Here is a 23,615-nt window from a genome sequence, read left to right on the forward strand (position 1 = left end):
CGATGTGCCCCTGACGGTCTTCCCCTCTGCCGCCCCATGTTCGACGCGGTCCGGAGGGACACCGGTGCCGTGGACGACCGGAGGACCGCCATGGACCGTCTGCTTCTCATGCGTTGTTTCGTGATCGTCGCCGACCTCGGCAGTTTCAGCGGGGCGGCCAAGGCGCTGGGATCGTCGGGATCACTGGTGTCCCGGCATGTCGCCGAGCTGGAGCGGCAGGTCGGCGTCCGGCTGGTCAACCGCACGGCCCGCTCGGTGAGCCTGACCGAACCGGGCCTGCGGTACGCCGAGTTCGCCTCCCGCATCGTCAAGGAGATCGACGCCGAGGACGCCGGCATCGCGGATCTGCACGACCGGGCGGAGGGCGCGCTCAGCATCATCTGCCCGAAGTGGATCGGGAGCCTGGACCTCGGGGACGCCATCGCCGCGTTCTCCGCCGCGCACCCGAAGATCCAGATCCGGTTCGAGCTGGGAGGCGTGTCCGACCGGACGTACGACTTCCTCGACGGCGGGTTCGACCTGGCGTTCCACACCCGGGACCTCAGGGACTCCAACGTCCGGCTGAAGAAGATCGCCTCGCTGCCCTTCGTCCTGTGCGCGTCGAAGTCGTACGTCGACGAACACGGACCCCTGACACACCCCAACGACCTGGCCGCCCACGACTGCCTGGTGCACGTCAACGACCCGGTCTGGCGCATCGGTCACGGCCCCACCTCCACGCTGCACAAGATCCGCAACGTGGCCTTCTCGTCCAACTCGTACATCGCCCTGCAGAAGGCGGCCGTCCACGGGCGCGGCATCGCCCTGCTGCCACAGCGGTCCGCCTACGACGATCTCGTCTCCGGGGCCCTCCAGGTCCAGCTGCCCCACCTGGCGGCACCCGACCGGCCGCTCTACGCGATCCACGGGCCCGGGCCGGGCACCCAGCGCAAGATCACGGTCTTCCTGGACTTCCTCGCCCGGTGGTTCGCGGAGAACCCGATTCCCACGATCGGCCGTTGACATCCGCCGACACTTGCGCGCCGCGAAATCTCATAGTTCGTCACAGGAACCCATAACTTGCCGCGACTGATGGACAGTTGTGCCCGATGCGGCCACTGTGGCACCGCGAAGGAGCTGTTGCGTCATGTGCGAACCCCTGGGTGAACCGACGTCCCGCCGGACGATGCTGGGCGCGATGGCGGCATCCGCCGCTGCCGCCGTCGCCGTCCCCCTGCTCGGCGCGGAGCAGGCCGCGGCGGCGACGAACACCGGATCCGCGCCCTCCGGAACGGGCCTGACCCTGACGCTGCTCGGCACCAACGGCGGGCCGCCGCCCCTGGCCACCCGCTACGGCATCTCGTCGGCGCTGACGGTGAACGGCAGAACGTATGTCGTCGACTGCGGACGAGGAGCCGTGACCCAGTACCTGCGCGCCGGTCTGTCGATGCCGTCGCTGGCCGGGATCTTCCTGACCCACCTGCACGCGGACCACATCGTCGACTACTACTCCTTCCCGCTGCTGTCGGCGGGCGCCTCGGGCGCGCAGGGCTTCCAGAGCCCCATCGAGGTCTACGGCCCGGGCTCCGCCGGTGTCGCGTCGACCGTCGCCGGGGCTCCCGGGACCGTGCCGGGCACCGTCGCGATGACGAAGCTGGCCGGTCAGGCGTACGCGGCGTCGCCGACCTTCTTCATGACCGAGCACGCGGGCATCGACCCGGCGACCCTGCTCAACGTCCACGACGTGCTGCCGCCGCCCGGTGCCGGCGCCTCGGCGACGAACTCCGCGCCGGCCATGGCGCCGTTCACCGTCATGGAGAACGACGACATGAAGGTCACCGCCGTCCTGGTCCCGCACGGCGCGGTGTTCCCCGCCTACGCGTACCGCTTCGACACCGACCACGGCAGCGTCGTCTTCTCCGGCGACACGGCGCCGACCCCGAACATCATCACGCTCGCGGCACACGCGGACGTCCTGGTCCACGAGGCCCTGTACCCGGCTGGGCTCGCGAGTCTCGGCCTGCCCCAGGCGTTGATCGACCACATCACCTCGACCCACACGGACGTGGCCCGACTGGGCCGGATCGCGGCCGAGTCGGACGCGGGAACGCTGGTCGCCACCCACCTCGGCCCGGGCCAGCAGGCCGTGGTCTCCGACGCGACCTGGCGCCGTCTGCTCCACGACAGCGCCCGCCGGGCCGACTTCGGCGGATCGACGGTGCTGGGCACGGACCTGCTGCGTCTGCCGGTACGACGGCGCGGATCCCGCCGATCCTGAACCACCCGGCGTCGCGCGGAAGTTCCGCATTGCTTGCGCCGGGGGACCGATCACCGGTGTGTCACGACTCTCGCCTCGCCCCGAAACGCCTGTTACCGTCCGACTTAATCGATCTAGTACAGGGTGCCGCTCCGGACGGCACCCTGGACGACGGCCACTCGACGGAGAGTGAAATGGACCTTCTCTCACGACAGCGCAGCACCTACGAAGCGGTCCTCCGGCTGCACGACGCACCGTTCGTCACCGAGCGCCCGGCGATGTTCAGCCCCGCCGCCGCGGCCCAGGACGAGGGCAACACGCGGGGCACCTACGGCCGCTTCGCGCAGATCCTGCTCCCCGAGGAGTACGCGGACTGGGTCGAGGAGAGCGCCGCCCATGTCGGCTCGTGCTACGTCGGCGACTGGACCTCGCTGCACAAGGTGAAGGTGCACGGCCCGCAAGCGCTCGCGTTCCTGAGCCGGCTGGGGATGCGGGACCTGTCCCGCTTCGGGACCGGGCAGATCAAGCACCATGTGCAGCTCGACGACAACGGCTGGATCGCCTCCGAGGGCGTGCTGTGCCGGCTGGGCCCCGAGGAGTTCGTCTACACCGCGGGCAGCTGCGACTGGCTGCTGTGGCAGCTGAGCCAGGGCGGCTGGGACGCGGCGGCGACCGACATCAGCCCCGACCGGTTCATCTTCGGCGTCCAGGGACCGGCGTCCCTGGCCACGCTGGAGAAGCTGACGGGGGACGATCTCCGCGACATCGGCTTCAGCCGCAGCCGGATGTCACAGGTCGACGGGATCCCGGTACGGGTCCTGCGCACCGGGATCTCGGGCGAACTCGGGTACGAGCTGCACGGGCCGACCGAGCACGCCAACGGGATCTGGGCGGCGGTCGTGGCGAGCGGCCAGGACGTCGGCATCCGTCAACTCGGCTTCCGCGCCCAGCCCGTTCAGCACATCGAGGCCGGGATCGCGACCAACGGCCTCGACTATCTGCCGGCTTCGATCCTCACGCCGGGTGCGCCGAGGCAGTTCCGCAAGGGCGTGCCGACCGGCAGTTTCGTCCCGGCGGGCGGGGTGACCGACTACTTCCGCAAGCCGGGCGAACTCGGCTGGGGGTTCCGCAAGGGCGTCCCCGACCGCGACTTCATCGGCCGGGACGCACTCGTCCGGGACGCCGAAAGCGGCGTTCCCGCACGGCAGTTGGTCGGTCTGCGCTGGAACGAGCAGGACGTCGCCGCCGTCCTCACCTCACTCCTGAGCGAGGCCGAACTGCCCGACCAGATGGAGATGCCCCGCGGTCGTGGCCCCCACTTCGACCAGGTACTGGTGTCCGGCACCCCGGTGGGCGTGGCCACGGGCCGCACCGTGAGCCCGACCCTGCGGGCGATGATCTCCCTCTGCGTACTCGACCCCGCACACACGACACCCGGCACGGAGGTCACCGTCCTGTGGGGCCGGCCGGGCACCCCGCAGCGGGAGATCCGGGCGACGGTCACCACGCTGCCGTTCAAGCCGGACAACCGGCGCGCCGACGTCTCCGTGCGGTGACCGCCCCGCACCTCGCTCTCGCCGCAATGTGCGCATCGCTCGGTCACGGGCACGTGGCGCGGCGGGGCGATCGCGGTGCCGGTGACGACGGACGCGCCGCCACGACCACGGTCTACGGTCCGGGGGCCGTCCGTCGTCACCGTGCACCCCGCGAACCCGTCAGGCCGGCTGCTCCGGCGCCGACGCCGTGATCACGGCGAATCCGCCGCCCTGCGGGTCGGCGAGTACGGCCATCCGGCCGGCGGCCATGTCGAAGGCCGGAGCCATGACGCTGCCACCGGCCCGCACCGCGGCTGCCTGAACACTGTCGACGTCGTCGACGTGGAAGTACGGCAGCCAGTGCGGCGGGACTCCGGGCGGCATCGCGGACAGGTCCATCATTCCGGCGACGGCGCGGCCGTCCACCGTGAACTCGGTGTATCCTTCCGCGCCCGGCATCGCGGACGGGGCCGCACTCATCGGCAGCACCGCCGAGTAGAACGCGGCGGCGGCGCCGGTGTCACCGGTGCTCAACTCGTTCCAGATCAGCGCGCCGTGCTCGTTGACGATGCCCGCGCCGTCGAAGGAACCGGCCTGCCAGAGGCCGACCACGGCGCCGGTCGGGTCGGTGACGACCGCCATCCGGCCCAGCTCCATGACGTCCATCGGGCCCGCCAGCACGCTGCCGCCCGCGTCGGTGACGGCCTTCATCGTGGCGTCGATGGCGTCGGTGGCCAGGTACGTCGTCCACACCGTGGGCGGCAGCGGGTCCGGCACCGTCCCGTCGGGGTTCATCGCCTTCATGATCCCGGCGACCGGCTTGCCGTTGAGCAGACAGACCGAGTACCCGCCGGTCTCGGGCGGGCCGATCTCACCCTGCCAGCCGAACAGGTCGCGGTAGAAGTCGAGCGCCGCCTGCTGGTCGGGGACCATCAGGTCGATCCAGCACGGGGTGCCGGACTTGTAGGGGCCGTTCACTTCGGGCACGGGTGCCTCCGGGAGAGAGGGGAAGGACGGGCAACCTCATACTCGGCCAGGATGGCCTGAACCGGGCTGAACGGGTGGCGGGAAGTGAGCCGTGTCGGCCCGGTTCCGCGTGCCTGCCGCCTCCGAGTGATCCTGGCCCGGCGGACCGATGAGTTTCCCGCGCCGCGCCGGTCTGTACGCGTGAGACCGATTCACGGAAGGCTGGCGCCATGCGGAAACTGATCTACGGCATGAACCTGAGCCTGGACGGCTACATCGCCGCGCCCGGCGACGACATCGGCTGGAGTGTACCGAGCGACGAGCTGTTCGAGTTCTGGTCCGACCAGTTGCAGGCGACCGAACTGTCGCTGTACGGGCGCCGGTTGTGGCAGACGATGAGCTCCTACTGGCCGACCGGCGACCAGCAGCCCGACGCCACCCCGGCGCAGATCGAGTTCGCGCGCCGCTGGCGGGACATGGCGAAGGCGGTGTTCTCCTCGACGGTCGACAAGGTCGACTGGAACACCCGCCTGGTCACCGGCGACGCGGTCGCCGAGATCACCCGGCTCAAGGCCGAGGACGGCGGACCGATGGACATCGGCGGCGCGACACTCGCCGGGGCGGCCATGCGGGCCGGGCTGATCGACGAGTACGTACTGGCCACCGCGCCGGTCCTGGTGGGCGGCGGCACGCCGTTCTTCGCCGCGCTGGACAACTGGGTGAACCTGAACCTGGTGGAGACGCGGACGCTTCCCGGCGGCGTGATCCTGACCAGGTACGAGACGAGGCGCTGACCGCCCGCCACGCGGGCAACGCCCCGTACAGCCCAGAATGACCGCGGCCCCTTCAACGAGGCGCTCACGCAGGGGACTTCACCTCCCGCGGTCCCGGGGGATCTGCCACCCCGACCAGCCGATCCAGGTGAACCACGCCAACTTGGTTGTGAGGAGCGGGTGTTGCGCGGGGGCTGGACACCCGCCACGAGCAGTGCTGTCATCCATCGACACCGCACTTCCGTATCGCGCACTCCGTAACGCACTTCCGTACCGCACACCCCGTACCGCACTTTCCGTCACTGGAAAGGCAGTTGGCGCAACACCCGCCCCTACGGCGGCCCCGCCCCGCCCCGGCCCGCGCACCGGGCCTTCTGCCACGCCCGGTTCCGCCGGCACGAAGCACGCGTTTTTCGTGACACCCCGTCAGCACCGCCTGCTGACAACGATGTCGAACTCTCGTTGCCCTTCGAAGGAGCCCCCCCCATGCCCCACTCCGAAGATGACGCCCGCTCTCCCCTCACCACTGGCCTGTCCCCGCTGACCAGACGCGACCTGCTGCGCTGGGGAGGAGCGGCCGCCGCAGGTGCCCTGGGCGGCCTCTCCATCGCCGGTCCGCCCGCCCATGCCGCCACCGCCACTACGGCGGCCGAGGTCGCGGCCTCGACGTTCAGCCCACTGCGCCCACCCGCCACCCCCCTCGCCGTACGCTCCCCGTACCTGACCACCTGGCTGGCCGGGGACAACCTGGCCGGCACCTGGCCCACCTTCTGGAACGGGCGGATCACCGCGCTGGCCGGCATCGCCCGCATCGACGGCACACCGTACGTCTTCCTCGGCGCCCCGGCGCTGCCCGGCGGTCCGACGCTCAGCGCCATGACGCAGACGTCGTTGCAGCTCACGGCCACCCGGTCGATCTTCACGCTCACCGGGGGCGGCGTCACGCTGACGGTCACCTTCTTCTCGCCCGTGGACCTCGGCAACCTGCAGCGCCAGTGCGTGCCGTTGAGCTACATCAGCGTTCAGGCCGCCAGCAGTGACGGGGCGAGCCATACCGTGGACGTGCATGTCGACGCCTCCGCCGAGTGGGTGCACGGGGACAGCTCCACCCAGGTCACCTGGGCCAAGCAGGCGACCGGCAGCATGACCGCGCTGACCTGCCAGCCGGCCTCCCCGGGAGTGCTGGCCGAGAACAACGACCAGGCCTCGTGGGGTTCGCTGGTGCTCGCCGCCCCGACCGTGAGCGGGCTGACCTGGCAGATCGGCCAGGACACCGTCGTACGGGCGGCGTCGGCGGCGAACGGGACGCTGGCCGGCACCTCCGACACCGCCCAGCCCCGCGCGATCAACGACCGCTGGCCCGTGCTGGGTCTCAACCAGAACCTGGGCACCGTCACCGCGTCCGCCCCCTCGGCGGTGTTCCAGATCGTCGTCGGCCATGTGCGCACCCCGGCGGTGAGCTACCTCGGCACGAACCTGAACCCGTGGTGGACGCACTACTGGAGCTCGTGGACCGCCATGCTCGACTGGTTCAACGGCGACCGCGCCGCCGCCCTGACCGCCGCCGTCGCCTTCGACAAGGCGATCCACGACGACGCCGCGAACGCCGCCGGTGGCGGTGACACCGGCGAACACTACGCGGCCGTCTGCGCCCTGGCGGTGCGTCAGGCCGTGGCCGGGACGGAACTCGTCGACCGCAACGGCTCACCGTGGGCGATGCTCAAGGAGATCTCCTCCAACGGCAACTTCTCGACCGTGGACGTGATTTACCCGGCGTCCCCCGCCTATCTGCACCTCTCGCCCGCGTATCTGCGGCTGCTGCTCGAACCGCACTTCTTCTACGCGGAACAGGCAGGCTGGCCCAAGGTGTACGCCGAGCACGACCTCGGCTCCAGCTACCCGAACGCGACCGGGCACCTGGACGGCAACGAGGAGGCCATGCCGATCGAGGAGTCCGCGAACATGCTGATCATGGCGGCGGCCGTGGCCCAGCGCCTTCCCGCGGCCGACGCGGCCTCCTTCGCCACCGCCCACTACGCGATCCTCCATCAGTGGGCCGAGTACCTGGTGGCCAACGCCCTCGACCCCGAGAACCAGAACCAGACCGACGACTTCACCGGCTGGATCGCGCACAGCGCCAACCTCGCGCTCAAGGGCATCATCGGCATCGGCGCGATGAGCGTGCTGGCCAGGGCCGCGTCCAACTCCCCAGACGCGGCGCACTACTTGACGGTGGCTCGCGGCTACATGAGCCGGTGGGTCACCCTGGCCCAGGACTCCTCCGGCACCCACCTCAAACTCGCCTACGACCAGGACGGCACCTGGAGCCTGAAGTACAACGGCTACGCGGACCGCCTGCTGGGCCTGGACCTGGTGCCGACCGGGGTGGCCGCGCAGGAGGCCGCCTGGTACCTGTCCAAGGCGGGTACCTACGGCGTGCTGCTGGACCCGCGCAACGACTACACCAAGACCGACTGGGAGCTGTGGACCGCGGCCTGGCTCGCCGACCACGCCGACGTCCGCGGCATGCTGATCAACGGTGTCCACGGCTTCGCCGACTCGACGCCGTCCCGGGTGCCCTTCACCGACTGGTACGTCGTCGCCACCGGTGCCCAACGGGGTTTCGCCGACCGCCCCGTGATAGGCGGCGTCCTCGCCCTGATGAACGCCCCGGCGGCCGACTCCGTCTCCTGGAAACGTATCCAGAACAAGAACTCGGGCAAGCTGCTCGCCGTCAGCGGCATGTCCCTGGCCGACAGCGCCGAGGTCACCCAGTACGAGGACAACGGCACCGCCGACCACCTGTGGACCGTGGTGGAGGGCGGCGACGGCACCGTAAAGATCTACAACCGCAACAGCGGCAGACTGCTCGCCGTCCACGACCAGAGCCTCGACGACGGCGCCCACGTCCAGCAGTACAACGACAACGGCACCCAGGACCACCTCTGGCGCCTCGTCGACAACGGCGACGGCTGGATGAAGATCGTCAACGTGCACAGCGGCAAGCTCATGGCCGTCGACCAAGCCTCCCAGGCCAACGGCGCCCAGGTCACCCAGTGGAACGACAACGGCACCTCCGACCACCTCTGGCGGCTCGTCTGATCCACCCGCGTGGCACCGCGAGGCACCCGACCCCGGTGAACGCGCGGTGCGCGAAGTCGTGTCGCGCATCTAGTCATACCGACTAGTCGGTACTAGCCTCCGCTCGAACGGAAGGAGCCCCCACCTCCCGCCGCCCCCTCTGTCCCCGGCCGTTCCAAAGGGAGCCGTATGCCCTCCGCCTCCGCACCATCCGACACACGAGGCCCGGGTGCCGACGCCCCCGGCGCCGGTGCTCGCGGCTCGTTCGCCCGGCTCTACCGCCGAGACCTGGCGGCGTATCCGGCCACCGGACGGCGCATGTCGTATCTGGCGATCGTGGTGGTCACGACCGTCGTGCTCTACTACATGCTCTACATCCAGTACGCGGTGGCGACGTCGATCATCACGCACTTCGACATGACCTACCGCTACTTCGTGTGGGTCTCGGTCGTCGGCAACGCGGTCGGCGCCTTCGCCTCCCTCGTGGCCGGCCTCGCGGACCGGTGGGGGCGCGCGAACCTCGTCGTCTACGGCCTGCTCGTCGCCGCGCTCCTCGTCTTCTTCGGGCTGCCCAACGCCGGTGACAAGACGACGTACTTGGTGCTGTTCGCGGTCGTGAGCTTCATCGAGGGCATCGTGCTGGTCGCGACCCCGGCGCTGATACGGGACTTCTCACCGCAGCTCGGCCGGGCCACCGCGATGGGCTACTGGACGATGGGCCCGGTCATCGGCAGCCTGGTCGTCACCTCGGTGACCAGCAGCACGCTCTCCTCCTCCACCTGGGAGGACGAGGTGCGCTATTCCGGGGCCGCCGGGCTCATCGTGTTCGTCGTCGCCCTGTTCGCCCTGCGCGAGCTGGCGCCGGGCCTGCGCGACCAGATCATGGTGAGCCTGCGCGACCGGGCCCTGGTCGAGGCCCGCGCCAAGGGACTCGACACGGAGGCGGTACGGCGCGGGGAGTGGCGGCAGATGCTGCGCCTGGACATCCTCGGCTCCGCCTTCGCGATCGCGGTCTTCCTGCTCCTGTACTACGCGGCGGTCGGCAACTTCGTCGTCTACTTCTCGACCACCTTCGGCTACAGCGAGCAGCGCACCAACGGCCTCGCCAACTGGTACTGGGCCGCGAACGCCCTCGCGCTGATCGTGGCCGGACTGCTCTCGGACCGGCTGCTGGTGCGCAAGCCGTTCATGATCGTCGGTGGCATCGGCGCGATCGTGGCCACGGCGGTCTTCGCCTCGCTGGCCACCCACGCGACGACCGACTACTACACCTTCGCCTGGCTGTTCGTCGCGATCGGTGTGTTCAGCGGGGTCGCCTACGCACCGTGGATGGCGAGCTTCACCGAGACGGTGGAGAAGCGGAACCCGGCCGCGACCGCCGCGGGGCTCGCGGTCTGGGGCTGGACGGTACGGATCGTGGTCGCCGTGTCGGCGGCCTTCATCCCGGTGCTGGTCACCTCGGTCACCCCGCTCGTCGAGCACGGCGCCGAGGTGGCGGCCGCGACGAAGCAGGCCGCTCCGGCCCTCGCCATCGTCGACGCCCATCCCCAACTCTTCGCCGAGCTGGGCAAGTACACGCCGACGACGACGCCTCCCGCTCTGGCGGCCCAGGCGGTCAAGGAAGTCGGCCCCGCCGACCTGGCCGTCGTACAGAAGGCGCAGCCGCAGCTCAAGGTGCTCAAGGAGTACGGGCCGAAGGTGCAGAAGGCCGCGAAGGACGGTCCCGGGGAGTGGCGCACCTGGTGGTGGATCTGCGTGGGCGGGCAAGTCCTGTTCCTGCCCTTCGTGTTCGTGATGGCCGGCCGCTGGAGTCCGAAGAAGGCCCGCGAGGACGCCCAGGCCCATCAGGACGCCGTCGACCGCGAACTGGCCGCGCTGGCCGGGAGCGAGGCCTGACCGGCGGATGGACGGACCGACGCCGTGGCTGGGCACAACTGCCCGGCCACGGCGCCTTGGTGACGTGGCGTCAAAGTATGTCCAGTCGTGCGGGTCTGCTCAGCCGAGGGTGAAGTCGTCGGCGGTGACGGCCGATTGGCCGTACCAGCCGTGGACGAAGACCGTGACCGCTCCGCTGCTCCCGGTGGTGAAGGTGACCTTGAGCTGGTTCCAGGTGGAGCTGTTCGACCAGGTGCTCGCGGAGGCGCCGCCGGTGACTCCGATGTAGGCGTACGGCCCCTGGACCCAAGAGGTCAGCGTGTAGCTGGTGTTGGGGGACAGGGCGACGTTCTGGTCGCACTCGCCGGTGCTGCTCGCGCTCGGGGTCACCTGGAGGCTGTGGCTGCCGCTGTGCACCGGGGTGGAGACCACCGCGCTGCCGCCCGTGCAGGTCCACGGGCTCAAACTGCCGGTCTCGAAGCCCGCGTTGGTCAGCGACCCGCCGCCTCCGCCACCGCCTCCCGTGGTCGTGACCGTGAGGGTGTACGTCGCACTGTGACTGCCCGTCGCGGCCGTACCGGTGACGGTGATCGGGTACGTGCCCGCCGCCACCGAGGAGCCGACCGTCGCCGTCAGTGTCGAACTGCCGCCGGAGGTCACGGAGGTGGGGCTGAAGGAGATGCTGACGCCGGACGGTGCGCCGGAGGCGGCGAGGCTGACGGATTCGGCGCTGCCGGACGTGACTGCCGTGGAAACGGCGGCAGTTGCCGAACCGCCCTGGGTGACCGAGGCCGAACCCGGGGACAGGGACACGGAGAAGTCGCTGGTGGTGCCTCCGCCGCCGCCCGAACTGCCCTCGTAGGGCACGAACGCGTCGGTGAAGGCCAGGCTGTTCTGGCTGATCTCGCTGCAGGTGGGAAGGGAGTTGGCGCTTCCACCGCACGCCTGGTCGCGGGTGATGGCCCAGAACGCCAGCCGCCCGACACTGTTCTGCGCGGCGAAGCTCTCCACGGTCTGGGCATCGGCCAGGGTGAAGGTGGAACCGTCGTCGTTCTTGCCGATCATCGGGGTGATGCCGAGGTTGGCGTAGGTGTAACCGGAGTCGACGGACTGCATCTGCGCCAGCGTGGCCCTGGCCGCGGAGACCGCGCCCTGGCCCATCTCGGTGCCGGTGCCGGCGTAGTAGTCCATGGCCATGATGTTGACCACGTCGATCTTGATGCCCGCGTTCTTGGCGGCCTTGAGGATGTTGACGCCGTCGCCGGTCAGTCCGCTCGTCAGCACGGGCAGGGTCATGGAGAACTGGAGGTTGGGGTTGGACGCCTTGAGGTCCTTCATCGCCTGCATCTGGCGGGCCGCGGCCGCGGTGTCCGCGATGGCGGCGCCCTCGATGTCGAAGTCGAGCTGGGTGACGCCGTAGTCGTTGATGATGGCCTGGTAGCCGGCGTCGATGCTGCTCTGGGTGGAGCAGGTCCAGGCGAGCGGTTCGCCGCTGGCTCCTCCGGAGGAGACGATGACCGACGCGCCTTCGGACTTGGCCTTGGCGATCAAGGGGTCGGTGTAGGAGTCGTTGCCGATCGGGAGCGTGTCGCCCCAGATCTGGTTGCAGCCCACGCCGAGTACGAAGGCGGCGGTGTAGGCCTTGAGCTTGTGTCCGGTGATGGCGGTGTCGAGCAGTCCTTCCTGACTGTTCGACATGTCCACGTAGGGGGCCACGGAGTAGACGCTGCTTGCCGCCGCGCTGCTCGTGGGGGCCAGGGCGATGGTGACGCCGGTCGCCGCGAGCGCGAGGGCGGACACGGTGGCCGCGAATCTTGCCAGGCGCATGACAGTTCCCCTTTCGGGGTGCCCGCTGGGGGTGAGGGGTGCTCGGGATATTGGTACATACCAAACATCTCGTGGAGCCCTCCGTCAAGAGGACTAGACCAACTTGGTCCGGTGGGGTCGGGTCGCGTCAACTCCGGTCAGGGGGACGGCCGTAGCGACTGTCTGTCCAGGTCCGGCTCGCGGGCTCACCCGCAGGCGTGCGTTCGTCGTCGTGACATGAAAGGCGCCTTGTCCGGGAGCTAAAACTCCCGCAAAGACTCCGGGGGTTCGGCACGGTCTGCTCGGTCGGTCCGGCTCCTGGCCGGTCTCGCGCAGGGGCAGTGCGGGGCTGCGTCGCCGACGGCCCGCGCCCGCGCCGGAGTGCCGACCGGGTTCGGAGCCGCTTGGACCGTTCCACCCGCCGGACCAGCCAGGTTCAGCGAATCCGCTTGGGCGTGGGACTCCTCACCGGTCCCGCCCACGGCCCCCTGCGTCGAGGCCGTCGACGTCACGCGCACCCCGCGCACCCGCGGCCCCCGACCCCACCCGTTCATGAACTCCGCCCCCAGAAACCCCCGCTCGCCTCGTTGACACACCATCAACACACCCGTTTCACTCGACACTCGTGCATTGGCAACGTTGTCAGGCCGTGGGAGCGACCAGGAACTGTTGCCTGTCGCCGGCGTTCCGGTGTTCTCCGGAGCGTCGCCACCTGATCTGCGAAGCACGAACCGCTGCGGAGGCGACCGATGGTGAGACCCCGACGTTCAGCCGTGCCACGTGACCGCAACAGATTCCGTCAACGCCTCGCCGTGGTCTGCGTGTTGGGCCTGACCGCCCTCCCGCTCACGGCGATCGGCAGCGCCGCCCAGGCCGCGGGCACCGCGACACCGGCGCTCGTGACGGACCCCGCGTCCCTCGTCAACCCGCTCATCGGCACCTCCGGAGCGGTGGACACCTTCCCCGGCCCGGACATGCCGGCCGGCATGGTGCAGTGGGGGCCGGACACGACGCCCAACCGCCCTGACGGCGGCGGCTACGAGTACAACGCCACCAAGCTCTCCGGCTTCAGCCTCACCCACGTCTCGGGACCCGGCTGTCCCGTCGCGGGCGACCTGCCGATCCTGCCGGTGACCGGTTCGCTGTCGGGCGACCTCGGCAGTACGTCCGTCGGTTTCAGCCACGCCGACGAGCAGGCCGGCATCGGGAGTTACAAGGTCACCGACGCGAACGGCGTCAGGACCGAACTGACCGACACCACCCGCGCCGGGCTCGGCACCTTCACCTTCCCGACGGGTCAACAGGCCAACCTGCTCTTCAAGTTGAGCGGCGGCGCGACCCAGGTGGACGGGACCCGCGTCCAGGTGATCAGCAACAAGGAGATCAGCGGGGCGATCGACAGCGGGCACTTCTGCGGCGCGAGCAACAGGTACACGCTGCACTTCGACATCAAGTTCGACCAGCCGTTCACCGCGAGCGGCACCTGGGTCGGCGGCACCATCAACCCCGACGCGAAGTCGCTGAAGGCGGGCAAGGCCCAACTCGCCCCGCAGGCAGCCAAGTCCGCGCCGCTGAAGGAGAAGCACTTCACCGTCCCGGCCAAGCCGGCCCCGACGATCCACGGGACCGGTCCAACGGGCAAGACATCCGGCAAGGCATCCAGCAAGGCATCGGGTAAGGCCTCCGGTACGTCCTCGCCGGCGCCCGGCGCCAGTGCCGGGTCCACGTCGTCCGCCACGAGCAAGGCCGCCCAGCCGCCCACCACCGGCGCCAACGGCATGTACCTCACCTTCGACACCACCGCGAACCCCACGGTGAGCGCGAAGGTCGGCGTCTCGTACACGAGTGACGCGGGGGCCGCGAACAACCTCGCCACCGAGATCAAGAACTGGAACGTCGGCGCCGTGGAACGGTCCAACCACGACGCCTGGAACGCCGTACTGAACAAGATCCAGGTGGGCGGCGGGTCCGTCGACCAGCAGACGCAGTTCTACACCGCGCTCTACCACGCGCTGCTGCACCCCAACGTCTTCTCGGACGACGACGGCCAGTACATGGGCATGGACAACCAGGTCCACAAAGTGGCCAAGGGGCAGAAGGCCCAGTACGCCAACTACTCGGGCTGGGACACCTATCGCTCCCAGACCCAGCTGATGGCGATGGCCGAACCCAAGGTGGCCTCCGACGTCGTCACCTCGATGCTCAACGGCTATGACCAGACAGGCCTGTTGCCCAAGTGGGCCTCGAACAACGGCGAGAGCTACGTCATGGTCGGCGACCCGGCCGCCGGCATCATCGCCGACGCGTACGCCTTCGGCGCGACGGGCTTCGACACCGACAAGGCCCTCGCGGCCCTCCAGCACGAGGCCACCGTCCCGAACAACGACCGCCCCGGCGAGTCGGTCCGGGACGCGAAGGGCTACCTCCCGCTCGACGAGAACGACTACAACTGCTGCAACTTCTACGGCCCCGTCTCCACGCAGTTGGAGTACGACTCCGCCGACTACGCCCTCGCCTCCTTCGCCAAGTCGCTCGGCAAGACGGCCGTTTACGAGAAGTTCGCCACCCGCGCCCAGGACTGGATGAACGTCTTCAACCCGCAGACCGGTTACATGCAGGCCAAGAACAAGGACGGCCAGTTCGCGGGCGGTTTCACCCCCGGCACCTCCAACGGATTCGTCGAGGGCACCTCCGCGCAGTACACGCCGATGGTCCCCTTCAACCTGCAACAGCTCATCCAGGCCCGCGGCGGCGACAAGGCGTACTCGTCCTACCTGGACAGCCTGCTCGACGACATCACCGCCCCCGGCAACACCGACGCCGACCTGAGCAACGAGCCCAGCGTCGAGATCCCCTGGGAGTACGACTACACCGGCCAGCCCTGGAAGACGCAGGCGGCCGTCCGCGAGGCGCAGCAGAAGCTGTACTTCAACGCCCCGGTCGGCTCGTTCGGCAACGACGACCTCGGCGCGATGAGCTCCTGGTACGTCTGGTCCGAGCTCGGCATGTACCCGGAGACCCCGGGCACGGACACCCTGGCGCTCGGCAGCCCGGCGTTCCCGGCGGCCAAGGTGACCTTCGGCAGCGGAAAGACGGTGCGGATCAACGCACCGCAGGCCGCGCCCGACGCGCCGTACGTGCAGTCGCTCGGGGTCAACGGCAAGGCGTGGAACGCCTCTTGGCTCACGTACCAGAAGTTCCAGGGCGCGGGCACGCTCGACTTCACGCTCGGCACGCAGCCCAACACGGCCTGGGCGTCCGCCCCTTCGGCCGCACCGCCCTCGGACACCACGGGCGGCGGGCGGGTGCTGGCCGCTACCGGTCCCGCCAACGGCCTTGTGCTCCAGCCGGGTTCGGCCGGTGACGGCACGCTCGACCTGACCAACCTCGGCAGTGCGGCCGTCACGGTCGACTGGAAGGCGACGGCTCCCGCCGGTGTCACGTTGGACACGGCGTCCGGTTCGCTGACGGTGCCCGCCGCGGGCAGCGCGGAGGCGAAGGTCAAGGTGACGGCGGGCGCGGACGAGGGCCTGTTCCCGGTCACCTTCGCGCTGACCGACCACACCTCCGGTGCGGCACTGTCCGGGGCGACCCTCCGGGTGGCCGTGGCCAAGGCCGGTGCGCTGTGGCCGTACAACACCAACGAGGGCATCTATCCCGACGGTGCCACCTTCTCGGGCGGCTTCGACGGCGGTGGCTGGTCCTTCTCGCAGAACGCGTTGGCGGCCGCCGGCGTCACGAGCGGTGCGCCGCTCACGGTCGACGGCATCAACTACACCTGGCCGACGGTGACTTCGGGTCAGCTGGACAACCTGGAGATGGCCGGTCAGACCATCTCGATGCCCGCCGGCACGTCGGGTGCGTCGCTGGGTCTGCTCGGCACGGCGACCAACGCGCCGACCGACGGCAGTGGCGTCTCGGGCGCGGTGACCGTCACCTACGCCGACGGCACCACCTCGCAGGGGACGGTCGCCTTCCCGGACTGGACTCTCAACGGCGGTTCCAGCAAGCCGCTTCCGGGTGACACGACGGCCGCCACGACGGCCTACCGGAACACCGGGAGCGGGGGCCGGGACGGCGTGAAGACCTATGTCTTCGCCGCGAAGGTCCCGTTGGACCCGTCCAAACAGGTCGCGTCGATCACCCTGCCGGTGACGGGCTCGACGGGCACGGACCACCTGTTCTCCTACGGCTTCGGCCAGTAAGGGGAGTTGGCGGGGACGACGAGGGCCGGTTCCCGGGTTCACGCCCGGGGGCCGGCCTCCGGGCGTGGCTCAGGCGGAGCAGTCGCGGCTGGAGCCCTGCGCACGCCAGCCGTTGAGTCCGGTCACGACCACGGTCACTCCGGTCCGCACGGCGTCGGGGTCGTCGGAGAGGCGTGCCTCGGCGACCGTGCAGATCAGCTGCCGGGCGGCGATCGGCACCAACGGGGCGCTGTGCGGGGACAGTTGAACCGACACCCGGTCGCCGTCCGCGCTGAACGTCGGTGTGGACATGCGGGCGAACGCGGTCGTCAGGCCGCGCCGCCGGTCCCGGCCGTCCGGTCCGGCGATCAGCAGTTCCACGGCCGTGCTCACCTGGACCGGTTCGGTCATCTCCCGGTACACGGGGACGAGTTGGTCATCGGCGATGAAGTAGAGCACCGCGGTGGGCCGGATGCCCGTGGCCGGGTCACCGGCCTGGACGACACCGGTCGCGGGGATGCCACAGCCGGACAGCAGCAGAGCCACGGCGAACAGCATCCCCGACCGCGTGCCCGGCCTCGCGCCCTTCCTCATGACCGACCTCACGACGGACCTCGTGCCTCTCCCCGTGACCGGCCTCATGACCCATCCTCCAACTCCGGCTGTGACAGCGGGAGTTCCACGCCGATGAGCGCACCGCCGCCCGGATGGTTGGCCGCGCGGATCGTGCCGCCGTGGAGACGCACGTTCTCGGCGGTGATGGCGAGCCCCAGGCCGCTGCCCTCCGTCCGGGTGCGGGCGGTGTCGGACTTGTAGAAGCGGTCGAAGATGTGCGGCAGGGCGCTCCCGGGGATTCCGGGCCCGCTGTCCAGCACCTCGATCACCGCCCACCCCCGCGCGCCACCCGGTTCGGGCCGCCGGTGTCCGTACAACGAGACCCGCACCGGAGGCGCCCCGTGACGCAGGGCGTTCCCGACCAGGTTGGCGACGATCACGTCGAGGCGGCGCGGGTCGACGCGTCCCCGCAGGGCTCCTGGCGGTGGCAGCAGCGCGGTCACCGTGTCCTGCCAGGCCCGGGACGAGAGGGTGCGCCGGACCGACTCCGCGAGGTCGATCTCGTCCAGATGCAGGGCGGCGGCGCCGGCGTCGAAGCGGGAGATCTCCATCAAGTCCTCCACCAGCCGGGCCAGATGGGCGGTCTCCTCGCTGATCAGCCGGACCGCGCGGGCGGTGTCCGGGTCGAGCCCGGCGGCGTCCTCGTCGAGGATGTCGGTGACGACGGACATGGCGGCCAACGGGGTGCGCAGTTCGTGGGAGACGTCCGCGGCGAAGCGCCGGGCTTTGGCCTCCATGCGGCGCAGTTCGGCGATGGAACGTTCCAGGGCGGCGGCGGTCTCGTTGAACGTGTGGGACAGATCGGCGAGTTCGTCCGAACCGTGCACGGCGAGGCGGGTGTCGTACCGGCCCTCGGCGATCCGCCGGGTGGCGTACCGCAGTTTCCGTACGGGACGCAGCACACCCCGGGCGGCCAGCAGCGCGAGCAGCACGGCAAGACCCACGGCGGGTACGATGGCCCGTTCCACGGCGGCGACCAGGGCCTGGACGGAGGATTCCTCGGCGGTCTGGGGGACCGTCAGGAAGACCGTGAGTCCGGAGGCCCTGCGCTCGCCGTTCGGGGAGGCGAGCATGACCGGCATGCCGACGACCAGGGCGGAGTGGCCGTCGTGCGTCACGCGTTGGAAGACGGTCGGCGTCTGGGTGGTTGCCGTCGTGCGCAGGGCGGGCGTCAGCTCGGCGAACGGGTCGTGCGGTAACGAGGTGGCGCTCAGGCCGTGATAGGTGACCAACACCCGCCATTTCCTTGAGGGATCGGCCTGGGCGACCTGGGTCGCGAACGACGTCAGGTCCTTGGCATCGGGCGGGACGGCCAGGCCGGGCGCGAGGGTGCCGGCCCGGTCGCGCAGCAGGCGGATGACGGAGTCCTGGCTCTGCTGGAGGATGCCGGTGCGCGCCTCGCGGAACGTCAGCGCCCCGGTGGACAGCGTGGCGACGACGGCCACCAGACCGAACGCCACCACCAGCCGGACGCGCAGCCCGCGCACCACCGGGAGGCGGAGCCGCCGTCGACGGGGCGGGGGCAGGTGCGCGGATGACGTTTCCGCCACCGGGGCTCGCCCGGTCGGCGCTGTCACCGGGGGCTGTGGAACCGGTAGCCGAAGCCCCGGACGGTCTGGATGTAGCGCGGCTGCCGCGAGGGCTCGCCCATCTTGGTCCGCAGCCGCTTGACGCAGGCGTCCACCAGCCGCGCGTCACCGTGGTAGTTGTGCTCCCACACGGCCTCCAGGAGCTGCTGCCGGCTGAACACCCGGCCGGGGGAGGCTGACAGCGTCAGCAGCAGCCGTAACTCGGACGGGGCCAGCGGGACCGCGGCGTCCCCGCAGGTGACGGTGAGGGCCGCGCGGTCGATGCGGAGCTCACCATACGTCTCGGGCGCGGAGACGGTGCCGTCCGGGAACGGTCCAAGCTCGACACGGCGCAGTACGGCCCGGATCCGGGCCTCCAGGACCCGGGCCCGGACGGGTTTGACCACGTAGTCGTCGGCTCCGGTCTCCAGTCCGACCACGACATCGATGTCGTCGCCCATGGCGGTCACCATGATGATCGGCACCTGGCTGTCCACGCGGATACGGCGGCACACCTCCAGCCCGCTCATCCCGGGCAGCATCAGATCCAGCACCACGACCTCCGGCCGGAACGACCGGAACCGGTCCAGCCCCTCCTCCCCGGTCCCGGCCGCCACGATGTCGTGGCCCTGGCGGCGCAGGGCGAGCAGGGCGCCTTCGCGGACGGCGGGGTCGTCTTCGATCAGGAGGACACGTGGCATGCGCACAGTATCGGTGCCCAACACCCTTTGGTCGTACGGCTGTTACGCGATGATCACATGGCCGGAGCTGTTGCGGTTCGGTCATCTTCCCGGCCGGTCGCGATCACATGGCCGGGCCAGTCTGAGCGGCCGTGACCACATCAACGAGGCCTGAATTCCGCACAGTTGCCGTCCGGAGCGGCGGATCGGCACAGCCCTCCGGTCTCAGGTTCTGAACCCACGGCAACCTCCCCGACTCCCCGGCGGCACGGCGTCCCCCTCCATGCCGCCGGGGCCTCAGCCCTGCCGGACATCACCCACCCAAGGAGCCATGCGTGAGATCAACCCTGTTCTCCACCAGGTCGTCCGCCGCCGGAGCCCTGGCCCTCGGCATCGTCGTGACCGCCACGGCCACGCTGGGCGCTCCGGCGCTCGCCGCCGAGGGAGCCCCGCCGGGCAAGGCGTCCGCCTCCCGGACCGTCACCCTGGTGACGGGTGATCAAGTCACCGTCACCACAAGGGATTCGGGGCCCCCGGTCATCGCCGTACACCCGGCCTCGCACGCCGCGGGCAACGGCTCCTTCCTGTCGTTCCAGGACGGATCGGGCGACCGCTATGTGATCCCGGCCGTGGCGCAGCCGTACGTCGGCAGGCAGCTCGACCTGTCCCTGTTCGACGTGACCGCGGCGGCCAGGAGCACGGCGACGGACGACCGTGTCCCGGTCACCGTCTCCTACGCCAAGGGCGTCAAGCCGACCGCTCCCACCGGGCTGACGCTCACGTCGACCGGCGGCTCGTCCGCGCACGGCCACATGACCGCCGCGTCCGGCCGGAAGCTCGCGCGGCTGCTGAAGCAGCGGATCGCCGCCGACGTACGGGCCGGTCGCAAGCCGGGCAGCACCCCGCTGTTCTCGGGAGTGACGTCCGTCGCCGGGACCGGTCCAACGGCCGCCGCGAGCACGCCTGACGCGAGCGGCCCGGCCGCCAAGTACAAGCTCAACATCCTCCAGATCACCGCCGAGGACCGGTCCGGTGCGGCGGCCACCGGGCAGGTCCTGGTGACCGACACCGACAACGCGGCCATGATGAGCGCGGTCCTCCCGGTGGACGACGGCATCGAGAAGGTGGCCGTGCCGACCGGTCACTACAGCCTGGCCGCGCCGATGGTCGACTTCGACGCCTCGGGCAACGTCACCGCGCAGTCGCTGGTCACCGTCACGGACCTCGACGTGACCGGCCCGGCCAGCACGGACCTCGACGCCCGCACGGCCACCTCGCAGGTCGCCGCCGGCACACCCCGGCCGGCCACCGCCGACTTCACCGCCGCCACCTGGGCACGCACCGACGCCACCGGCGGCTCGGTCGGCGCGGCCCCCACCGCCTCGGCGATCTCCACCGACTCCACCCCGGTCTACGTCAACGCCCAGCCGGCCGCCACCGTCGGCAAGGTCGCCTACTTCACCCAGTGGTCGGGCCATGGCACCGACACCGCCGACCCCTACCGCTACGACCTCGCCGGACAGCTCTCCGACGAGGTGGCCGCCGACCAGCGGATCACCGTCACCGGCAAGCAACTCGCCGCCGTGCAACAGCGGTTCGTCCGCGACCCGGCGGCCTCTCCCGACGGCCGCCTCACCAGCGGCGAACTCGCCCCCGGACTCCCCGCCGCCATCTCGGCCGGCGTGACGCAGACCATGCCCGCCCGGGTCACCGACTACCTGAGCACCAACAACGGCGGCGTCTGGATCCAGCAGTCCTTCCCCGGCACGAGCATTGCCTTCACCTCGGGCTTCCGCGCCCTCGTCGCGGGCCACGCCTACACGCAGGACTGGGCGCGCGGCCCGATCGGCCTGGGCCTCGGCCAGTACACGAGCGGAGCGTTCGGCGGCTCGGACTGCGCCGCCTGCTTCGCGGACGGCACCCTGCTCGCCTTCCTCACCCTGACCGACACCGAGCGCGACCACAACGGCGGCACCACCATCTACGACGAGCAACCCCGCGTCTCCAGCGCCCAGTTGTACCGAGACGGCACGCTCATCGACGACGAACCCGGCAGCACCGCCGCCTACGCCGACGGCCAGACCGCGCCCGACGCCCGCTACCGCCTGATCGCCGACCAGGACTTCACCGGCGACACCACGCTCAGTCAATCCTCCGCCCTCCACACCGAGTTGACGTTCGGGCTGCCCTCGGCGAGCGACACCGGTTCCCTGCTGCCGGACCCGTTCACCTGCGAGGGGCAGTCGGCGACCACGCCCTGCACGGTCCTGCCGCTGCTCACCGCGCGCTTCGACCTCGCCGCCGACGACCTGAACACCAGTCACCGCACCGCCCAGACCATGGGGTTGGACATCGGCCATGTGACCGTCGGCGGGGCCGGTTCCCGGGCGGCGATCACCTCCGCCTCGGCGCAGGTCTCCTTCGACGGCGGCCAGACCTGGCAGGACACCGCCCTCACCGGTTCCGACGGCACCTACCAGGCCTCCTGGGCCAACCCGGACTCCGCCCGCGGCACCAGCCCCGCGCTCCGCGTCACCGCCGAGGACGCCGACGGCAACGCGCTCACCGAGACCATCACACACGCCTACACCGTCGCGGCGACCACCTCATGACGACCCCCGCCACCCGCCAACAGGCCCAACAGCACCAGGAGTTCGATCCCCGGATGAGCGCCCGCCCGATACGCACAGCCCCTCTCATACGCACCCTCCGGGCCGCCGTGCCCGCCCTCCTCGTCGCCCTCGCGCTCCCGGCCGCCGGCACCGCCCACGCGGTCGGCACCGCCACCGCGCAGCCGCACGTCGTACCCGCCTGCGCCGCCGCCCCCGCCGGGCAGGCCCGGTGCTTCGCCCTCCTCCGCACGGACGTCCACGGCGGCCTCGGAGTACGCGGACCGGCCGCCGCAGCCAAGTCTTGGACCGGTGCAACCGCCGCCGATACGGCCCTGCCCGCCGGTTACGGCCCGGCCGACCTGCGCGCGGCCTACGGCCTGCCGTCGACCGGCGGCGCGGACCAGACCATCGCTCTCGTCGACGCCTACGACGATCCGACCGCCGAGGCAGACCTCGCCGTGTACCGCGCTACCTACGGACTGCCGCCGTGCACCACGGACGACGGCTGCTTCCGCAAGGTCAACCAGCGTGGCGACACCGCCCCGTTGCCGGCGTCCGGTGCCACCAGCAACTGGGCCACCGAGACCGCGCTCGACCTGGAGATGGCCTCGGCCGCCTGCCCGCAGTGCCGTCTCCTGCTCGTCGAGGCGGACGACCCCGTCCTGTCCGACCTGGCCGCCGCGGTGGACACCTCCGTCGCGCTCGGCGCCACCGAGGTGTCCAACAGCTACGGCGGCACCGAGGCGCACGGCACGGTCGGCTACGCGAAGGACTACAGCCACGCCGGGGTGGCGATGGTCGCCTCCACCGGCGACTCCGGTTACACCGTTCCACCCTTCCCGGCCGCGTACTCCAGCGTCGTCGCGGTGGGCGGCACCTCACTCACCCGTGCCGACAACGACCGGGGCTGGGAGGAGACCGCCTGGGCCGGGGCGGGCAGCGGCTGTTCGGCCTGGGTGGACAAGCCGGCCTGGCAGCAGGACACGGACTGCCCCGGGCGCACGATCGCGGACGTCTCCGTCGTCGCCGACCCCGACACCGGTCCCGCCGTCTACGTCACCTCCACACCGCGGGGCAGCGGGGGCTGGACGGTCGCGGGCGGCACCAGCGCATCGTCGCCGTACGTGGCGGGAGTGATCGCGCTTGCCGGCGACCCCGGCACCTTCGCCGACGCGTCCCGTCTCTACGCCGCCCCGGCGGCCGGCCTCAACGACGTGACCGAGGGCGCGAACGGCAGCTGCGACGGCGACTACCTCTGCACCGCGGTACCGGGTTACGACGGCCCCACCGGCAACGGCACCCCGAACGGCCTGTCGGCGTTCTGACCGGGACCGGTCCAACGCACGGTGTCCGGCTCCGGCTCCGGCGCGTCGGCCGGCGGAGTCAACGGAGGTGGACCAGGATCCGGCCCGCGTTGGTCGGGTCCTGTTCCACGCGGGCGTAGAGCTTCTTGATGTGCTTCTGCGCCAGCACGGCCAGCACCCGCTTCTTCAGCTGGCCCGTGCCCTTGCCCGGGATGATCTGGATGGTGTCGACCCCGGTCGCGGCGGCCTTGAAGAGGGTCTGCCGCAGGGCCGTGTCGATGTCGCGGTCGCTGCGGAAGTAGGGGTGCAGATCCAGGGTGATCAGGGCCATCGCCTCCGAGGTGTTCTCCAACTTTGGTTCTACGACGCGGTCGTCCCGT

At 70.6% G+C, this 23,615-nt stretch carries 15 protein-coding genes; 9 read left to right on the plus strand and 6 right to left on the minus strand.

Annotated elements, in window-relative coordinates:
• Positions 1–90: 90 nt before the first annotated feature.
• The 3 genes from R2B38_RS35410 to R2B38_RS35420 all read left to right on the plus strand — a co-directional run bounded on the left by R2B38_RS35410 (position 91) and on the right by R2B38_RS35420 (position 3,792).
• Positions 91–1,002 (plus strand): LysR family transcriptional regulator, encoded by a 912-nt coding sequence (locus R2B38_RS35410; RefSeq protein ID WP_318019884.1) that lies wholly within the window; start codon positions 91–93, stop codon positions 1,000–1,002.
• Positions 1,003–1,126: 124 nt separating this feature from the next.
• On the plus strand, positions 1,127–2,257 hold the full coding sequence (locus tag R2B38_RS35415) for an MBL fold metallo-hydrolase (RefSeq protein WP_318019886.1): 1,131 nt from the start codon (positions 1,127–1,129) through the stop codon (positions 2,255–2,257).
• Positions 2,258–2,430: 173 nt separating this feature from the next.
• Positions 2,431–3,792, plus strand: coding sequence for a glycine cleavage T C-terminal barrel domain-containing protein (locus R2B38_RS35420; RefSeq protein WP_318019887.1), 1,362 nt, complete (start codon positions 2,431–2,433; stop codon positions 3,790–3,792).
• A 159-nt stretch (positions 3,793–3,951) separates the two neighbouring features.
• Here R2B38_RS35420 and R2B38_RS35425 read toward each other — a convergent pair whose 3' ends face one another.
• Positions 3,952–4,749: a VOC family protein gene (locus R2B38_RS35425; RefSeq protein ID WP_318021876.1), complete on the minus strand. Its 798-nt coding sequence runs from the start codon at positions 4,747–4,749 to the stop codon at positions 3,952–3,954.
• Between the two features lie 218 nt (positions 4,750–4,967).
• Between R2B38_RS35425 and R2B38_RS35430 the strand changes: the two genes are divergently transcribed.
• The 3 genes from R2B38_RS35430 (at position 4,968) to R2B38_RS35440 (ending at position 10,487) form a co-directional block, all read left to right on the plus strand.
• Complete coding sequence (locus R2B38_RS35430; protein ID WP_318019888.1) at positions 4,968–5,531, plus strand: dihydrofolate reductase family protein; 564 nt, start codon at positions 4,968–4,970, stop codon at positions 5,529–5,531.
• Between the two features lie 465 nt (positions 5,532–5,996).
• Positions 5,997–8,612 carry a glutaminase domain-containing protein gene (locus R2B38_RS35435; protein WP_318019889.1) on the plus strand — a complete coding sequence of 872 codons (2,616 nt, stop codon included), beginning with the start codon at positions 5,997–5,999 and terminating at the stop codon, positions 8,610–8,612.
• 168 nt (positions 8,613–8,780) lie between these two features.
• The gene (locus R2B38_RS35440) at positions 8,781–10,487 is read left to right on the plus strand and encodes an MFS transporter (RefSeq protein WP_318019890.1); all 1,707 of its coding nucleotides are present in this window, start codon (positions 8,781–8,783) and stop codon (positions 10,485–10,487) included.
• A gap of 99 nt (positions 10,488–10,586) precedes the next feature.
• Here R2B38_RS35440 and R2B38_RS35445 read toward each other — a convergent pair whose 3' ends face one another.
• On the minus strand, positions 10,587–12,293 hold the full coding sequence (locus R2B38_RS35445; protein WP_318019891.1) for a carbohydrate binding domain-containing protein: 1,707 nt from the start codon (positions 12,291–12,293) through the stop codon (positions 10,587–10,589).
• Between the two features lie 752 nt (positions 12,294–13,045).
• Here R2B38_RS35445 and R2B38_RS35450 point away from each other — a divergent pair.
• Positions 13,046–16,477: a lectin gene (locus tag R2B38_RS35450; protein WP_318019892.1), complete on the plus strand. Its 3,432-nt coding sequence runs from the start codon at positions 13,046–13,048 to the stop codon at positions 16,475–16,477.
• 69 nt (positions 16,478–16,546) lie between these two features.
• Here R2B38_RS35450 and R2B38_RS35455 read toward each other — a convergent pair whose 3' ends face one another.
• From R2B38_RS35455 to R2B38_RS35465, 3 genes are all read right to left on the minus strand, one after another.
• A complete protein-coding gene (locus R2B38_RS35455; RefSeq protein WP_318019893.1) occupies positions 16,547–17,002 on the minus strand; it encodes a hypothetical protein in 456 nt (151 codons plus the stop codon).
• A 92-nt stretch (positions 17,003–17,094) separates the two neighbouring features.
• Complete coding sequence (locus R2B38_RS35460; protein ID WP_411978519.1) at positions 17,095–18,621, minus strand: sensor histidine kinase; 1,527 nt, start codon at positions 18,619–18,621, stop codon at positions 17,095–17,097.
• A gap of 23 nt (positions 18,622–18,644) precedes the next feature.
• The gene (locus R2B38_RS35465) at positions 18,645–19,340 is read right to left on the minus strand and encodes a response regulator transcription factor (protein WP_318019894.1); all 696 of its coding nucleotides are present in this window, start codon (positions 19,338–19,340) and stop codon (positions 18,645–18,647) included.
• 314 nt (positions 19,341–19,654) lie between these two features.
• Here R2B38_RS35465 and R2B38_RS35470 point away from each other — a divergent pair, with 314 nt between their 5' ends.
• Complete coding sequence (locus R2B38_RS35470; RefSeq protein ID WP_318019895.1) at positions 19,655–21,931, plus strand: hypothetical protein; 2,277 nt, start codon at positions 19,655–19,657, stop codon at positions 21,929–21,931.
• A complete protein-coding gene (locus R2B38_RS35475; protein WP_318019896.1) occupies positions 21,928–23,256 on the plus strand; it encodes a S53 family peptidase in 1,329 nt (442 codons plus the stop codon). Before R2B38_RS35470 ends, R2B38_RS35475 begins: the two co-directional genes overlap by 4 nt.
• Before the next feature lie 58 nt (positions 23,257–23,314).
• Here the strand turns inward: R2B38_RS35475 and R2B38_RS35480 are convergent, their stop codons facing one another.
• Positions 23,315–23,587: a Smr/MutS family protein gene (locus R2B38_RS35480; protein WP_234444340.1), complete on the minus strand. Its 273-nt coding sequence runs from the start codon at positions 23,585–23,587 to the stop codon at positions 23,315–23,317.
• Positions 23,588–23,615 lie beyond the last annotated feature (28 nt).

Origin of the sequence: Streptomyces sp. N50 (genome assembly GCF_033335955.1) — a bacterium.
Taxonomy (GTDB): Bacteria; Actinomycetota; Actinomycetes; order Streptomycetales; family Streptomycetaceae; genus Streptomyces.

Excerpts from the sequence above, each read along its gene's own strand:
- R2B38_RS35415 (WP_318019886.1), top strand. The coding sequence starts at position 1,127 with ATGTGCGAACCCCTGGGTGAACCGACGTCCCGCCGGACGATGCTGGGC.
- R2B38_RS35420 (WP_318019887.1), top strand. The coding sequence starts at position 2,431 with ATGGACCTTCTCTCACGACAGCGCAGCACCTACGAAGCGGTCCTCCGG.
- R2B38_RS35445 (WP_318019891.1), bottom strand. The coding sequence starts at position 12,293 with ATGCGCCTGGCAAGATTCGCGGCCACCGTGTCCGCCCTCGCGCTCGCG.
- R2B38_RS35410 (WP_318019884.1), top strand. The coding sequence starts at position 91 with ATGGACCGTCTGCTTCTCATGCGTTGTTTCGTGATCGTCGCCGACCTC.
- R2B38_RS35435 (WP_318019889.1), top strand. The coding sequence starts at position 5,997 with ATGCCCCACTCCGAAGATGACGCCCGCTCTCCCCTCACCACTGGCCTG.
- R2B38_RS35465 (WP_318019894.1), bottom strand. The coding sequence starts at position 19,340 with ATGCCACGTGTCCTCCTGATCGAAGACGACCCCGCCGTCCGCGAAGGC.
- R2B38_RS35440 (WP_318019890.1), top strand. The coding sequence starts at position 8,781 with ATGCCCTCCGCCTCCGCACCATCCGACACACGAGGCCCGGGTGCCGAC.
- R2B38_RS35475 (WP_318019896.1), top strand. The coding sequence starts at position 21,928 with ATGACGACCCCCGCCACCCGCCAACAGGCCCAACAGCACCAGGAGTTC.
- R2B38_RS35430 (WP_318019888.1), top strand. The coding sequence starts at position 4,968 with ATGCGGAAACTGATCTACGGCATGAACCTGAGCCTGGACGGCTACATC.